We start from the raw sequence: 15,203 nt of genomic DNA on the forward strand, positions 1-15,203 counted from the left end.
AAGGGCCTGCCGTGCGTCTCGGCCTGGTGATGGTACCAGCTTCGAACACGCACACGACAAGCCCTCGGAATCGCTTGAGGCGCGAATCAGCCTTCCAACGCGGTATCGACGACCTGCGTCGCCTCATCCAGCACGGTGTCCAAGGCCTCGGGGGAGACGAAGGATTCGGCGTATACCTTGTAGATGTTCTCGGTGCCGGAAGGACGTGCGGCGAACCAGTTGTCCTTCGTGGTGACCTTCAGACCCCCGATCTTGGCGTGATTGCCCGGGGCTTCGGTCAGCTTTGCGGTGATGTCCTCACCGGCGAGCGTCGAGGCCGTCACCGCGTCACCTGAAAGACCGGCGAATTTCTGCTTCTGTTCGAGTGTGGTCGGTGTATCGACCCGCTTGTACCAGCTCTCGCCGAAACGCTGCACCTGCTCCTCATGGAGCTGGGATGGGTTCTTGCCGGTTTTTGCGGTGATTTCGGCGGCCAACAGATCCGGGATCAGACCATCCTTATCGGTGGTCCAGACACGACCGTTCTTGCGCAGGAAACTCATGCCGGAGCTTTCCTCGCCACCGAAGGCCACTTCGCCGCTGAAGAGCGGATCGACGAACCATTTGAATCCGACGGGGACCTCGACGAGTTTGGCGCCGATGGATGCGGCGACACGGTCGATCAGTGAGCTGGAAACCAGGGTCTTGCCGATGCCTGCACCCTCGGGCCATCCGGGGCGGTTGCCCGAGAAGAGGTATTCCACGCACACCGCGATGTAGTGGTTCGGGTTCATCACACCCGTGCCCGGGCACACGATGCCGTGCCTGTCCGCGTCGGGATCGGTGCCGCCGACGAGGTCGTACTTATCCCATGCGCCGGCGTTGAGCCTGTCGACCAAACCCTTCATCGCATAGGGGGAGCTGGGATCGATGCGGATCTTCCCATCATGGTCGATGGTCATGAAGCGCCAGGTGGGATCGGTCTCGGGGTTGATGACACCGATGTCCAAACCGTATTTTTCGTTCATCAGCGGCCAGTAGTGGACGCTTGCACCGCCGAGGGGATCGATACCGAGACGGACGCCCGAGGAACGGATCAGATCGAAATCGATGACGTTCGCCAGATCGGAAACATAGTGCTCGCGGTAATCGAAAGACTCCACGAGTTCGGATTTCACGGCCTGCTCAAAAGGTATGCGCTTGACCGAACGGTAACCGTCAAGCAGCTCGTTCGCACGGGTGGCGATGGCGTTCGTCGTCTCTTCCGGTGCGGGGCCGCCCGTCGGCGGATCGTATTTGAACCCGCCATCGGTTGGGGGGTTGTGCGATGGGGTCACCACGATGCCGTCCGCGATATCGGCACCATTGAAACGCTGCGTTCCGTCCGCCGCGCGGTTATGCGTCAGAATGGCCTGCGAGATCGTGGGGGTGGGGGTGAAGTCGTCATTGGCGTCGATGCGCACGCGCACGCCGTTGGCGACCAGCACTTCAACCGCGGTCTTCCATGCGGGAAGGCTCAGCGCATGCGTGTCGCGACCGATGTACAGCGGTCCGCTGATGCCTGCCGCTTTGCGATGCTCGGCAATCGCCTGGGTGATGGCTACGATGTGGGCCTCATTGAACGACGTTTTGAGGCTCGAACCTCGGTGACCGGACGTGCCGAAAATCACACGTTGGGCGGCAACCGCGGAGTCGGGGACGGCATCGTAGTATTTCCCGATGACGTCGTCGACGTTGATCAGATCTTCCGGGGTGGCGGGTAGTCCCGCATTGTTAGCAACCATGACACTTATGATGCCACAATTAAAAGACAACAAAAAAACACGCAAATGCACGAAATCTCACATTGCGGCACAGTATTGCTCAGCTTGGCTTCGTCGATTCGGAAACCATAGCGGACAGGCGCCTTACTATGCACCGTTCGTGATGTGCGTGCCCGTATGGATGCGGGCAGGGTATCAGCGGGAGTCGGCCTCGGGGACGCGGACGCAGAGTGCACGTGCCTCGATGGTGATGGCGATGTGGCGCGTCTCGCCAAGGACATCGCCATCGACCTGTGCCAAGGCGGGTTTCTCAAGTCGCAGCTCGGCCTTGGGCCCTTGCATCTGCTCGATGGTCGAATTCGTGGACAGGGGACTCTGCTTCGCTTTGCCGGTGATCGTCTGGTGAACCACATCCCCGAAAAGATTCGCCCAGCCGATCAGCCCGCCGGAGGTGTCGATGATTTCGAAATCCAACAGACCGTCGTCGAATGAGGCTTCCGGCATCAGCGAGAATCCCGGGATCTCACCGCAGTTGCCCGCCATGAAGGTTCTGAACGACAGGTCGGAGACCGAATGATCGTTGCCCTCGCTGTCAGTGAGGCTCAGGGAGGCTTTGAACTTGGGTGCGAAAAGATGCTTGACCCCACTGACGAAATATGCCAGCCAACTGATGTTCTTCTTCAATGTGGGATCGGTGTCGTCGATCATCAAGGCATCAAAGCCGATGCCGGCAATAATAAGGAAACCGTGCTTGTGGTCGGGCTCATCGGCATCGAGGAGGGCCACCCTGCCCATGTCTATCTGACGTGAACCGTGGGAGGTCGCCACGGCCAGGGCCGCGTCGACATCGTCCACGGGAATGCCCACATTGCGCGCGAATAGATTGCCGGTACCGATGGGGATGATGCCCATCGCATGATCGGTGGCGGCCAGCGCGCTGGCGACGGTGCGCACCGTGCCGTCACCTCCGACCGCGACCACCACTTCCGCACCCGCATCCAACGCCTCCCTCGCACACTCGGAACCGTCCTTTTCAAGTGTGGTCTCACTGAAATGGACGTCGTCGATGCCTTTGGCCGAGCAGTATTCGATGATGTGCTGCCTGAGTTCCTCGGCACGCGGTTTCGAAGGATTGATCACAAAGGCATACTGGACCTGATCATCGTTCCGTTGGGCTTCGTACCGCGTCCGTTTGCGGCGTTTGGCATCGCGGAGGAGGAATACGATCACGACGAGAATGATGATAAGCGCGACACAGGCACTCAGGGCTATGATCGCAGAAGTCGGCATGCCATCCATTGTGATATCCACCGCCCCGGTAGTGGCGGCACTCAGCCAAACATGAACGAATCCTGCACGATTTGTGGGAAGACCTCATCTCCGTGGACCGATGCACGCTCGGCAAAGCGCGCTGCCGCCACCAGGACGCGGCTTGGTGTCTCCTTGGAGCATTAGGCTTGGGGGCATGCTTGATATCCAATTTATTCGTGAACATACCGATGTCGTCAAGGAATCGCAGCGTAAACGCGGCGAATCCGTAGAGCTGGTCGACGAGGTGCTGAATTCCGACGCGGCACGCCGTGACGCGCTCAAGGATTTCGAAAGCACCCGCGCCCAGCAGAAGACCATCGGCAAGAAGGTCGCCGCGGCGCCCGCCGATCAGAAGGCAGCGTTGATCGCAGAGACGAAGGAACTCGCCGCAAAGGTCGGCGAATACAAATCCGCCGCGGATTCGGCCTCCGAGACCTTCACCACGGCGATGTGGAAACTCAGCAATATCGTCGAGGACGCCGCTCCCGAAGGTGGCGAGGACGATTACGTCGTGGTCAAGAAGGTCGGTACGCCGCGCGATTTCGCCGCTGAGGGTTTTGAGCCGAAGAACCATCTTGACCTGGGCGTCGGGGTCGCGGGCATTGATATGCGCCGTGGTGTGAAGGTATCGGGCTCGCGCTTCTACTTCCTGCGCGGCGCTATCGCCCGTATGGAAATCGCCATGTTGACGATGGCCGTCGACCATGCGGAGACCAAGGGCTTCGTAACGACGATCACACCCACGCTCGTCAGGCCTGAAGTCATGGCGGGAACAGGATTCCTGAATTCGCACGCAGATGAGATCTATCGTCTTCGCGAGCCAGATGAGCAGTATCTGGTCGGGACTTCGGAGGTCGCGCTCGCAGGCATGCATGAGAACGAGATTCTCGATCTGGGCAATGGTCCTCTGCGTTACTGCGGATGGTCAAGCTGCTACAGGCGTGAGGCGGGAGCCGCTGGGAAAGACACCGTGGGCATCATCCGCGTGCATCAGTTCAACAAGGTTGAGATGTTCGTGTACTGCCGTCAGGAGGATTCCCTCGATCAGCATCAGCAGTTGCTGGGGATGGAACAGGAGATGCTGGCGAAGGTCGAGGTGCCGTACCGCATCATCGACACCGCCGCAGGTGATCTGGGTTCTTCGGCCGCACGCAAATTCGACTGCGAGGCTTGGGTGCCGACCCAGGAACGCTACCGCGAGCTGACCTCCACTTCCAATTGCACGGAATACCAGGCGAGACGCCTCAATATCCGCGAGCGTCAGGAAGAGGGAGGCACCAGGCCTGTTGCGACGCTGAACGGCACACTCGCCACCACCCGCTGGCTGGTCTCGATTATGGAGAACCATCAGCAGAAGGATGGCTCGATCACTATTCCCAAGGCGATGCAGCCCTATATGGGCGGCCGTGAGGTCATCGAGCCAACCGCCTGGGAGGCCTGAGCCGCCGGAGCCGGACGCACCACGTTTCACGACGTGCGGCGTTTGGCAAAATCGCGTAGGCGGGTTTATGATGAAACTCGTGCCTGAGGGCTGTGTTGCCCGGCAGGCGCCATGGACGGGTGTCTGAGCGGTCTAAAGAGACGGTCTTGAAAACCGTTGAGCGAAAGCTCCGCGAGTTCGAATCTCGCCCCGTCCGCATTCAAGGGTTTTGGACTTCGGTCCAAAACCCTTTTCTCATTTCCGGGTCCATATGATTGCCCATCGATGAGCCGAGCCCTCTCTGAAATAAACCATTAATAAAGCACCGTCGCTTCGTAACTACTCCGTAACAGTGTGACCGCGATTCAAGCCCCGCCCTCTGCAAGAATTCAAATCACAGACGGCAATAGGGTGTGTGCACCGTTCTCAACAGGGGGTTCACGGGCGATGCGGGGTGATGGGCAGTATGCGTTCACCGTCGCTCCCAAAGGGCTTGATACCGAGGTACGGAGCGCAGCCCGGAGGGCTGGGGCCGGGTGGAACCCCGCATGAGCCGTCTGCATGGAATGGTCCGCACGAGACCGTCTGCACAGAATCGTCCATACAGAATCGGGGTCACGATGTCAGAAGTTATGCGTGTGCTTGATGAACCGGAGCAATCCGTCAGTCTCAATGCATTCAGCGATCTGAAGAAGGGGAACCCTGCGCCATACTGGCTCTTCCGAGGGGTGTGCGCATGCTGGGGGCTTGACACCGCGACTACCACACTGGATCTGATCACGGTTTCGGAAAACGCCACCTTCCTATTGCGCATAGACGGGGCCGACGAAGGCGTTGTCAGGGTATCCCAGCCGGGATATGTCGGCGGGCCGGAAGCGGTGGCGTCGGAGATCCTATGGCTGAACGCCCTGCACGACGTCGATGGGGTGAATCTGATCAACCCGGTGCCGACCATCCGTGGCACCTTCGTCGGTACGGTGCGCGACGGCAACGGTGTGGGCTGGACGGTCATCTCCACGAAATTCGTCAAGGGGACCGTGCTGGAGGACATGGACAACCCGGCACCGTATTACACCACCATCGGCGCTTGGGCCGCCAAATTCCACGAGCATTCCCGCCACTGGAAGCAGCCCAGGGGATTCAAACGCTTCAACTGGGACATCTCCGATATGGTGGGGCCTTCGCCTCGCTGGGGCAGGTGGGAGAACGCCGATCTCAACGATGATGAGCGCGCGTTATGCGAACAGGCATTGTGGAAGGCGATGGATGTGGTGATGAAGACGCCACGCACGCAGCAGACCTGGGGTCTGATTCACGCCGATCTGCGTCCCTCCAACATCATCAAAGGGGAGGATGGCACGCTGACCATCATCGATTTCGACGATGCCGGATACAGCTGGTACCTCTATGACTACGCCTCCTCCCTGAGTTTCATTGAACACATGCCCTACGCACCTGAACTCGCGAAATCCTGGGTCAAGGGATACACGGAGGTATCCGGGGCTTTCAGTGGTGCACAGCTTGAGGTGATGTCCGCCCTGTCGATGATCCGTCGTCTGCAGATGCTCGGATGGACGACCAATCACCGTGAGGATGCACTTCCCGAGGAGCTGGCCACCACACAGGCCAGCGGATCCGTGCAATGCGCCCGCAACTATCTCGGAAATTCCCTGTGGTTGCTTCAGTGAGGGGATTGCCGGCTCTCCCGGGCGGCATCCCTCATGACGGCGGCGGGCAATCCTCGGCGTCCTCCAACGGTCCGGCATCAATGAGCGTCGATGCGCGGCTACTCCAACACAACAGCAGTGACTACAAGAGCAGGGGAAGGTGAAGGCATGTCGACAACAGTGAGCGAAGACACGTCAAAAGGCCTCGGTGGCGTCACATACGTGACCACCGATAAGGATTACTTCAAGAAACGGCAACTGAAGCGGACCACAGGTGCATTCGGACTGTGGGCAATAGGTATCTCGGCCGTGATCTCCGGTGATTTCTCCGGTTGGAACGGAGGCATCGCCCAGGCGGGCTGGGGCGGTATGCTGATCGCCGCGCTGGTGGTCTACACGATGTATGTGCTGATGCTCAATGCGATCAGTGAGATGGCCTCGGCCATGCCCCACACGGGTGGGGCGTATTCCTTCGCCAGGGCCGCCATGGGTCCTTGGGGAGGGTTCTTCACCGGATTGGCCGAAACGATTGAATATGTGATGACGGCTGCCGTCGTCGTCTATTTCTCATCCGCCTACGCCGACGCGATCCTCTCCGACCTGGTCGGATACTCTCTTGACGCCCACGGTCTGATGTGGGTCTGGTGGCTTGCGCTCTATGTGATATTCGTGGCGATCAACTGGGCTGGTGCCGAGACCTCATTCCGTTTCGCGCAGATCGTGTCGATAGCCGCCTTGGCGATCGTGGCCATTTTCGGCATCGGTGCCTTTATCGCGGGCAAAGTCGATTTCGGCAGCCTGCTGAATATCGCACCCACTGCTGGTGGCTCGGCATTCCTTCCCTTCGGAGTGGGTGCCATCTTCTACGCGATGCCTTTCGCGATGTGGCTGTTCCTTGGCATAGAGCAGCTTCCTTTGGCGGCTGAGGAAGTCAGGGAACCTGAGCGCAACATTCCGAAGTCCTCGCGTCTGTGCATCTTCACGCTTGGCCTTTCCGCCCTGATCATCGTCTTCCTCAATCCTGCCGTTGTGGGCTCCAAAGCGCTCGCCGCTTCCGACGAACCGCTTCTGGATGGGTACCGTGCCATTCTGCCGGGCAATCTTGCGGCTGTGCTGTCAGCCTTCGCGCTGATCGGTCTGCTCGCCTCGGTGCAGGGCATCATGTTCGCCTATGGACGCAATCTCTACTCGCTGTCCCGTGCCGGTTACTATCCGGCCTTCCTCTCGCTCACCGGCAAGAAGAAGACGCCGTATTGGGGTCTGATCGTTGGCGCCGTCTTTGGGTTCGCAGCCCTGTTCATCGTCGCGTATGGTGGTCAAGGAGCAGGTTCCGTGGTGTTGAACATCGCGGTGTGGGGTGCGGTGCTCGCGTACCTGTTGCAGATGATCTCCTATGTGATACTGCGTAAGCGCATGCCGAACATCAAGAGACCATTCGTCAGCAGATTCGGCGTCCCCGGCGCGGTGATAGCGGGACTTGTCTCTTTGGTGATCTTCATAGCCGTGCTGCTCAACCCTGATTATCGTCTGGCCGTGTATGTGATGGTCGTGATCTATGCGATCGCTCTGGTGTTCTTCGCGGCGTATGGACGCAAGCATCTTGTACTCTCACCGGAGGAGGAGTTCGCGGCATCAGGAGGGGAAGCGGTGTATAAAACCGAAGAGTAGACATCATCCGATGTGTGAGCGGTGCATGAGATGCGTCTGCCGCGCAACGATGATCATGATTTGCAATACCAACGAGACAGAGAAGGCAACATGGCAGTTCGTTCGACGATTATGGATACGAATAGCTTCAGACCGGGGATGGAAGAGGGACTCGATCCGGAAACACGGGCAATGGCCCACGAGCGGGAGGTTCTGGGACCGGCTTACCGCTTGTTCTACCGTAAGCCGGTGCATCTGGTGAAGGGTAGGGGAAGCAGACTCTGGGACGCGGACGGCGTCGAATACCTTGATGTGTACAACAACGTCGCTTCGGTCGGGCATTGCCACCCGAGGGTTGTGGAGGCCATCACCCGCCAGGCCTCGATGTTGAACACCCACACCCGCTACCTGCATGAGAACGTGCTGGGTTATGCCGAGGACATCCTTTCGACGATGCCCGATGAGGTCAATCGCATCATGTTCCAGTGCACGGGCTCCGAGGCCAATGACCTCGCGATCCGGGTCGCACAGACCTATACCGGCGGTGAAGGCGTGATCGTGACACACGAGGCTTACCACGGCAATTCGGCGTTGACGTCGAAGCTCTCACCGGCTTTGGGGACCGCCCAGACCTTGGGTCTGACAATGCGGATGATTCCGACTCCGGACACCTATCGCGTCGATATCGATGGCACGACGGGCGGAGACTGCACTCCTGAGGCCTTCGGTGCGTGGATGGCCGGTGAGCTCAAGAAGCAGGTGGAGGATATGCAGCGTCACGGCATACCCTTCGCCGCCTTCCTCGCCGATTCCATCTTCTCTTCGGACGGCGTGTATCCCGGTCCTGTGGGTTATCTGAAGCCGGTCATCGATATGGTCCACGAACTCGGGGGCGTCTTCATCGCCGATGAGGTGCAGCCCGGATTCACCCGCACCGGGGATGCCTTCTGGGGATTCCAGCGCCATGGTGTGGTGCCCGATCTGGTCACGTCGGGCAAGCCGATGGCCAATGGTCTGCCGACATCGCTGATGGCCGCGAGGTCCGAGGTCCTCGAACCTTTTGCGGGCTCGATTCCGTACTTCAACACCTTCGGCGGCAATCCGGTCTGTATGGCGGCCTCGCAGGCGACCCTGGACGTCATGCGTGATGAGGATACGATGGGCAACGCCAAAAGGGTCGGCGGCATATTCATGCAGGCCCTTCGAGCCTTCCAGGCCGAACATCCATGCATAGGCGATCTGCGCGGTACCGGTCTGTACATCGCATGCGAAATCGTGAAACCCGGCACCAAGGAGGCCGATCAGCAGACGGCCCTGGATATCCTCGAAGCGCTCAGGGACAATCACGTGCTGACCTCGGTGTGCGGCCGTTACGGCAACATCCTCAAACTGCGGCCTCCGCTGGTGTTCAGCGAGGATGATGTGGACTGGTTCTCCGATGCATTCACCACGACATTGCGCCAACTCGGCATCTGAGGTGACGCAAGGGCCGGTCTGGTCAGGCAGGCTGGACCGACATCGATTCGGGCGATACAGATGGCATGGCGGCGTAAGGCCCTCAACCGTCCGCACCGCCTGGTGCCATATACAAGCCGTCACCGTCCGCCGTCATGAAGGATGCCGCCGTGTCGTCTGATGGTAATGCGGTCGTATTACCGTCAGAGGGAACGGGAATCGCATGCGGCGCGTCGGCTCGGTGCACCGGGCTTGTTCGCTTCGAGCTCGGAAGGGGGCGGTGGCTGCGATTATGACGGCATCATCACGTATGGAACCGGGCGGCGTCCCGCAGGGCAAACGCGGTCGGGCGAAGCGCTCGGACAATATCCGTCTGCTCAGGAATCTCATTCAGGAGAGGGAGCTGCTGCCCGGTGAGCGTCTGGGCTCCGAACGTGAGATCGCATCACTGCTGGGAACGACCCGCGCCGATCTGCGGCTTGCCTTGGCGGCGTTGGAATCCACCCATGAGGTGATTCGTCGCATCGGACGGGGTGGCGGCATCATCGTGTCGGACAGCCGGCTTGAACGCAATATCAATACCGTTGAGTCCCTGCCGATCATCGCCAGAAGGCAGGGGCTCGTACTGCAATCGGAGGTTCATTCGGCTGTTATCGCGCCGGCCTCCCAGTCCGATGTGCGCTTACTGGAACTCGACCGTTATGTGCAGGGCGGTATGCAGAACATCTACGACATCACCCGCGTGAGGTATGTGGACGGGCGCCCATTGTCTCTTGAGACCAGCCATCTGCCATCGGATATCTTCCCCTCCTTTCTGACGAAGGATCTCACCACCTCCTTCTACGCACGTTTCGCCTCCGATTATGGGATCCACCCTTCGGTCGTCGATGAAACCCTGGAATCCATCGAAGCGTCCGAGCAGCAGGCACGGCTGCTGCAAGTCGATGGGGGCACGCCGCTGATACGCATCCGTCGCATCGCACGCACCAGTGACGGCCGACCCTTTGAGCGGGCCACCGATGTCTATATCGCCTCGCGCATGCGCTTCACCATGCATCACTCGGGGTATGTGCGGCTATCGGCCACATCGGGATCGGATGCATCCGCCGAGCAGATGCGTAGACAGCAATGAAGCAAGATTCCCTCATCGGGTCGCTCCCGCCAACGGAGTTTTCCGGCGGTGCGGTTTGCGGGGTCTGGCTATGATGGGCGGCATGCGTGATGTGATCTTCGACTTTTGCGGGGTGCTGCTGGATTGGCGGCCGCGACTGACGCTGGAAGGCCAGTACCCCCAAGGCGTCATCGATATGTTCTTCGACGACAATGATCCAAGGGGTTTTGACTATTACGACCGCAAGTCGGATGAAGGGTGGACGCAGGAGCGCATCCTGGAGGAATACGAACAGTCGCACGGGCCTGCCGTGGCCTGGGTGTTCCGCACCTATTTCGAGCATTTCCGGAAGTCCCTGTACGGCATGATCCCCGGCATGCCGGAGCTGCTCACGGAACTCGACGCGCGGCACATACGGCTTTGGGGCCTGACGAATTTCACCACCGAGTATGTGGACGAGGTATATGGACGATTCCCCGAGTTCTCACTGTTACGGGATGTCGTGGTCTCCTCGCAGGAGCATCTGGTGAAGCCCGACCCGAGGATCTTCGAGCTGGCGGCCGAACGCTTCGGCGTGGCGGTCGAGTCATGTGTCTTCGTCGATGACACCCTCGCCAATGCCGAGGCCGCGGACGAGGTCGGCATGCAGGGCATCCACTTCACCGGTGCCGATGATCTGCGTGCACGTCTGCTGGGCGCCGGGTGATTCCGCACGCCTGGTGGATGGGCGCACCAGGCCGGTGCTGAAAGGACCATCGGACCCGACGGCTGCTTCGCTGCGTCCATGCGGGTCCATGGGTATCTATGCGGGTCTATACGGCCAGGACACGAGCGGGTTCATACGAGGCGGCGATCGGCGGCCCAACGGGTGAGTTCATTGCGGTTGGACAGCTGGAGTTTGCGCAGCACCTTGGATACGTGGGTCTCCACCGTCTTGATCGATATGAAGAGTTCGGCAGCGGTCTCCTTGTAGGTGTAGCCGCGTGCGATCAGGCGCATGACGTCCTGCTCCCGGGCGGAGAGGCTGTCCAGCTCGTCGTCACCGGCATCGCCGTAGCCTGGCGTCGTGCCTTGGAAGGTGGATAGGACGAAACCGGCCAGTTTCGGTGAGAACACGGCATATCCCTCATGCACCTGCCTGATTGACGACACCAGATCATCACCCGAAATCGTCTTGGTCACATAGCCACGGGCGCCTGCGCGGATGACGGATCCGACATCCTGCGGGGAATCGGAAACCGATAACGCCAGAAAGACGGAATCGGGGGAGAGGGGCTGGGATTTGAGCAGAATCTCCGTGCCGCCGCCGCCCGAACCGCCCGGCACATGCACATCCAGCAGTACCACGTCGGGCTTGCTGTCCGCGATCATCTGCTGGGCGCCTTCAACGTCCGCGGCCTGGGCGACCACATCGAAATAGGGTTGGAGGGTCGAGATGACACCGGTGCGAAACATCTCATGGTCATCGATGACAGCCACCCGGATGGAGGCGTCATCACTGTGCTCCATCGTGGTGTCCTTTGCGTTCATGATCCGTCCTTCCGGCTGGTGTTCTTCCGCATGCGCTGTTGCATATCGGTCTGTGCGGTCTTCGTCTGTTGGGCACCGTCCCGTTCCGACGGCTGCTGACGCTCATGGTCCGGCGCCAAGGGCATACGCATACGCACCTCAGTGCCCCAACGCGGTCGCGACACGATTTCAACAGTACCGCCTTTGCGCTGCACCCTGCCGATAATCGATTCGCGTATGCCAAGCCTGCCTTCGGGTATGTTCCTGACGTCGAAACCCACGCCATGATCGCGCACAAATATCTCCACCGCATCATGCTGAGCCTCGCAGTAAACGGATATGGGCTCTCCGCCGTGCGTGACGGCATTGAGCAGGGCCTGCCTGGTCGCATCCAACAAGGCCTCGGTCCGTTCTGATGGCTGGGCATCGGCAACCGTCACCACCTCGATGGCCTTTCCGCGCTCCACCTCGATGCCTGCGGCGATATCGCGCACACCCGAACTGACCGAGCGATCCGCCGGCGGTCGATCCTGGTACAGCCAATCGCGCAACGACCTCTCCTGCGAACGCGCGAGTGTGGAAACGGTCTGGGCATCGTCGCTATGAAGCTGGATCAGAGCCAGTGTCTGCAATACCCCGTCGTGCAGGTGGGCGGCCATATCGGCTCGCTCCTCCTCGCGTTCCTTCATTGCGCGTTCGGTGCTCAGGCGGCGTATCAGCGAATTGGCCCAGGGGATCAGAGCCACCGCGATGCCTGCAAGCAGCAAGGCCGCGACGAGTATGACCTGACCCGCCTGTGCGAATGGATAGGTGGTGAAGGCGTAGAGCGCCAGCGAGGCGACCATCAGCGCGATCCCGACGATCAGGACAGTCAGATCATTGCGTTCGGAATCGAATCTCAGCCAGGAGACCGCCATGCCGCATGCGGTAAGCAGCAGAGGCAGAATGATGTTGGCGGGAAGACCCGCCGCGGCAAGCAGCGTACCGAAGGACAGCAGTGCGAGCCCTGCGCCGAGGAGCAGCAAGGGTACCGGTGTCCGCCGTAATATTTCCGACAGTCCATTGTCGGAAGCTTCGTCATCGTCGTTGGGCAGGTTGCCTTTTGACAGCGGCTTCTCGCGCTGGGGCCGTCGATCCGATGCCTGCGTTCCCCGGCTTCCCCGAGCGTCGTCATACGGCTGTGGGTCTCCCGCCGGAAGCGCGATCACGAGGATGATGTATGCCACCGGGCCCGCACCGAAAAACGGTGTCAACGCCATTGCAAGCAGTCGTACCAGCCAGACCGGGATCCCTATATGCAGTGCTATGCCCCGGCACACGCCACAGAGCACCCGGCCGTGTCTGGGCCTCATCAACGGCAGTTTGGCGGGCATGATCGGCTGTGGATCGTAAGAAGGCACTGATGACTCCCACCCATTGCGGTTCGGTGGCGAAGCCTGATCGGTATCTCGGTGGAGAGGTGTCTGCATGAATGTCATTATCCGCCGAAGAACGATGGGATGAGGCTCTTCGACTGTTTTTCTGAGAGTTTTCAGGGAAGAATCAGGGTGTTCCCGGATGCTCCACGCGAAGCGGGTTTGCTGTAATTGAACTATGAACAATATGCATAATCCTCAGGATCATCCTCGCGACGGTCAACAGGGCAATCCACAGACACCTCCCAGCGCTGATGCCCGCTTTTTCGCATGGGTACGGGCATCGGGCATCAGACGATCCGATCCACGCTGGATCTCTGGCGTATGCGCCGGCTTGGCCCGGCGTCTGGGTTGGAATGAAGTGCTGGTCAGGGCCTTGATGCTGGCTTCGATACTCTGTTTCGGCATCGGAGCCGCCTTGTACGGTTTCGCCTGGTTCGTACTCCCGGACGACCGTAGTGATTCGATTCTCTTGGAGGACCTCATTGCGGGGCGTTGGGACTGGAGCTGTGTAGGTGTGTTCCTCTGCTTCGGAACGGCTCTGGTCTTTCCCGGTGTCGGTCTTTTCGTGCTTGCGCTCGCGGCCTTCGCGCTGTTCCTGCTCATGCAGTGGGGCAGACAGTCCGATCAGCGGAGGCAGCGGTCATCCGGACAATCAGGACCGGAACCGTATGGAAACCAGGGTTACGCTACATACGCCAACAATCCGGCCCGGAACGGCGGCGTGCCAGGCAATGGTACCGCACCTTCCACGGACGATGGCTATGATCCCTCCGGATACACCGGGGCGGATCGGAGCTCCTCGCCAGCGCAGCCCGCTGCGGACGGGGCTTCAGGATACAGGCCGTCTGAGCAGCGGGGATTTGTCGGACCGGATACGAATAGGCCTGGCCCCTCGTATGCTTCGCCATATTCCTCGGCGACACCTTCCTCCCAGCCTCCGATGGCAGCCGCGCAACCATATCCAAGCTATCGTTACCAATACCAGCCCAGGACGGTGTACGCACGCCGCCGCCCGGCGGGGCCGGTCATCGTGAGCGCGGTCGTCGGCGTGCTGCTCGTGTCGGCGGCAGCTATGTTGGTGGTGGCTTCCCGAGGGTCCTACAGTGTGGATCAGACCTTGGCGGTAGCCACGATGTGGTCATGCGCGGGCACCATCCTTCTGGGAGTCGTGCTGGTGCTTCTGGGGTGTGCGGGCCGACGTTCGGGTGGGCTCATCCCCTTCGCGCTGATCTCCGCACTGGTATCGATAACGCTGATGGGCATCTCAGGGGCATACGGGTACACGAACCTGGTCGCCCAACGCAACACCAGCGGGTACGAGCGCGTGCAACTCAGCTCGAACACCACGCTGGGATCCACTTCGGCCGACATGCGGCGCTACGCACGCGGGATCCTCATCGACGCAAGCGCCACAGGCGATGCGAAGGGGGATGTGGCCACCATCGATCTGAGTGGGTACCGGAACAACAACGGAACGCACGAAGTCACATCCGCTGATGGGAAAAGCATCCAGTCAGCCTGCCCGACAGGGAATGTGCGCCTGGCGGTCGTCCATGCGCAGGCCGTCGTCGTGATGCCCAGGAACTGCACATACAGCGTCAACGGGAACAGGGGGACGTCATATGCCGAGACCCATCTGAGTGGGACCTTCGTGCGGATCGGAGACTCCGGCTCGCTGTCGCTGAACGAGTCCTTCAGCATGAGCGATAACGGGGAGTCACAATCCCTCCCAGGGGATCTCGATACGGCCGAACTGAACATCGATGCCACAGCGCTCCTCGACGGGGAGGTGTCCGTTGTCTATACACGGTAACGAGCACATCGATGCGCGTAAGCACGGATGCCGGCGCGGCTGCGACGCAACAGCGCCAGGGATACGAATGACATGTGAATTGCAGAATCTGCGGGAACCAGACAACGGAG

General features: G+C 60.2%; 11 protein-coding genes and 1 tRNA gene. 8 read left to right on the forward strand and 4 right to left on the reverse strand.

Annotation, left to right across the window (positions count from 1 at the left end):
* Positions 1 to 86: 86 nt before the first annotated feature.
* Positions 87 to 1,763 (reverse strand): phosphoglucomutase (alpha-D-glucose-1,6-bisphosphate-dependent), encoded by a 1,677-nt coding sequence (gene pgm / locus BPSY_RS05405; RefSeq protein ID WP_033494806.1) that lies wholly within the window; start codon positions 1,761 to 1,763, stop codon positions 87 to 89.
* Between the two features lie 174 nt (positions 1,764 to 1,937).
* The gene (locus BPSY_RS05410) at positions 1,938 to 3,032 is read right to left on the reverse strand and encodes a diacylglycerol/lipid kinase family protein (RefSeq protein WP_033494808.1); all 1,095 of its coding nucleotides are present in this window, start codon (positions 3,030 to 3,032) and stop codon (positions 1,938 to 1,940) included.
* 175 nt (positions 3,033 to 3,207) lie between these two features.
* On the opposite strand from BPSY_RS05410, the gene serS reads away from it, so the two are divergent.
* The 7 genes from serS (at position 3,208) to BPSY_RS05445 (ending at position 11,059) form a co-directional block, all read left to right on the forward strand.
* Positions 3,208 to 4,494 carry a serine--tRNA ligase gene (gene serS, locus BPSY_RS05415; RefSeq protein ID WP_033494810.1) on the forward strand — a complete coding sequence of 429 codons (1,287 nt, stop codon included), beginning with the start codon at positions 3,208 to 3,210 and terminating at the stop codon, positions 4,492 to 4,494.
* Between the two features lie 113 nt (positions 4,495 to 4,607).
* Positions 4,608 to 4,690: transfer RNA gene (locus tag BPSY_RS05420), tRNA-Ser, on the forward strand.
* A gap of 403 nt (positions 4,691 to 5,093) precedes the next feature.
* Positions 5,094 to 6,161 carry a phosphotransferase enzyme family protein gene (locus BPSY_RS05425; RefSeq protein WP_033494813.1) on the forward strand — a complete coding sequence of 356 codons (1,068 nt, stop codon included), beginning with the start codon at positions 5,094 to 5,096 and terminating at the stop codon, positions 6,159 to 6,161.
* Between the two features lie 147 nt (positions 6,162 to 6,308).
* A complete protein-coding gene (locus tag BPSY_RS05430; protein WP_051921735.1) occupies positions 6,309 to 7,808 on the forward strand; it encodes an amino acid permease in 1,500 nt (499 codons plus the stop codon).
* 90 nt (positions 7,809 to 7,898) lie between these two features.
* Positions 7,899 to 9,263, forward strand: a complete 1,365-nt coding sequence (locus tag BPSY_RS05435) for an aspartate aminotransferase family protein (RefSeq protein ID WP_033495055.1) — start codon at positions 7,899 to 7,901, stop codon at positions 9,261 to 9,263.
* A 259-nt stretch (positions 9,264 to 9,522) separates the two neighbouring features.
* Positions 9,523 to 10,374: a GntR family transcriptional regulator gene (locus BPSY_RS05440; RefSeq protein ID WP_238556811.1), complete on the forward strand. Its 852-nt coding sequence runs from the start codon at positions 9,523 to 9,525 to the stop codon at positions 10,372 to 10,374.
* 70 nt (positions 10,375 to 10,444) lie between these two features.
* Positions 10,445 to 11,059, forward strand: a complete 615-nt coding sequence (locus tag BPSY_RS05445) for an HAD family hydrolase (protein WP_033494816.1) — start codon at positions 10,445 to 10,447, stop codon at positions 11,057 to 11,059.
* 131 nt (positions 11,060 to 11,190) lie between these two features.
* Here BPSY_RS05445 and BPSY_RS05450 read toward each other — a convergent pair whose 3' ends face one another.
* Together BPSY_RS05450 and BPSY_RS05455 are read right to left on the reverse strand one after the other, a co-directional pair.
* Positions 11,191 to 11,883 (reverse strand): LuxR C-terminal-related transcriptional regulator, encoded by a 693-nt coding sequence (locus BPSY_RS05450; protein WP_100841080.1) that lies wholly within the window; start codon positions 11,881 to 11,883, stop codon positions 11,191 to 11,193.
* Positions 11,880 to 13,262 (reverse strand): ATP-binding protein, encoded by a 1,383-nt coding sequence (locus BPSY_RS05455; protein ID WP_238556812.1) that lies wholly within the window; start codon positions 13,260 to 13,262, stop codon positions 11,880 to 11,882. The genes BPSY_RS05450 and BPSY_RS05455 overlap by 4 nt, the downstream gene beginning before the upstream one ends.
* Positions 13,263 to 13,455: 193 nt before the next feature.
* Between BPSY_RS05455 and BPSY_RS05460 the strand changes: the two genes are divergently transcribed.
* Positions 13,456 to 15,093 (forward strand): PspC domain-containing protein, encoded by a 1,638-nt coding sequence (locus BPSY_RS05460; RefSeq protein ID WP_033494819.1) that lies wholly within the window; start codon positions 13,456 to 13,458, stop codon positions 15,091 to 15,093.
* Positions 15,094 to 15,203 lie beyond the last annotated feature (110 nt).

The organism is Bifidobacterium psychraerophilum, assembly GCF_000741705.1.
GTDB classification, from domain to species: Bacteria; Actinomycetota; Actinomycetes; order Actinomycetales; family Bifidobacteriaceae; genus Bombiscardovia; species Bombiscardovia psychraerophila.

Coding starts and splice junctions, on each gene's coding strand:
- BPSY_RS05450 (WP_100841080.1), bottom strand. CDS start 11,883: ATGAACGCAAAGGACACCACGATGGAGCACAGTGATGACGCCTCCATC.
- serS (WP_033494810.1), top strand. CDS start 3,208: ATGCTTGATATCCAATTTATTCGTGAACATACCGATGTCGTCAAGGAA.
- BPSY_RS05445 (WP_033494816.1), top strand. CDS start 10,445: ATGATGGGCGGCATGCGTGATGTGATCTTCGACTTTTGCGGGGTGCTG.
- BPSY_RS05435 (WP_033495055.1), top strand. CDS start 7,899: ATGGCAGTTCGTTCGACGATTATGGATACGAATAGCTTCAGACCGGGG.
- BPSY_RS05430 (WP_051921735.1), top strand. CDS start 6,309: ATGTCGACAACAGTGAGCGAAGACACGTCAAAAGGCCTCGGTGGCGTC.
- pgm (WP_033494806.1), bottom strand. CDS start 1,763: ATGGTTGCTAACAATGCGGGACTACCCGCCACCCCGGAAGATCTGATC.
- BPSY_RS05410 (WP_033494808.1), bottom strand. CDS start 3,032: ATGCCGACTTCTGCGATCATAGCCCTGAGTGCCTGTGTCGCGCTTATC.
- BPSY_RS05425 (WP_033494813.1), top strand. CDS start 5,094: ATGTCAGAAGTTATGCGTGTGCTTGATGAACCGGAGCAATCCGTCAGT.
- BPSY_RS05460 (WP_033494819.1), top strand. CDS start 13,456: ATGAACAATATGCATAATCCTCAGGATCATCCTCGCGACGGTCAACAG.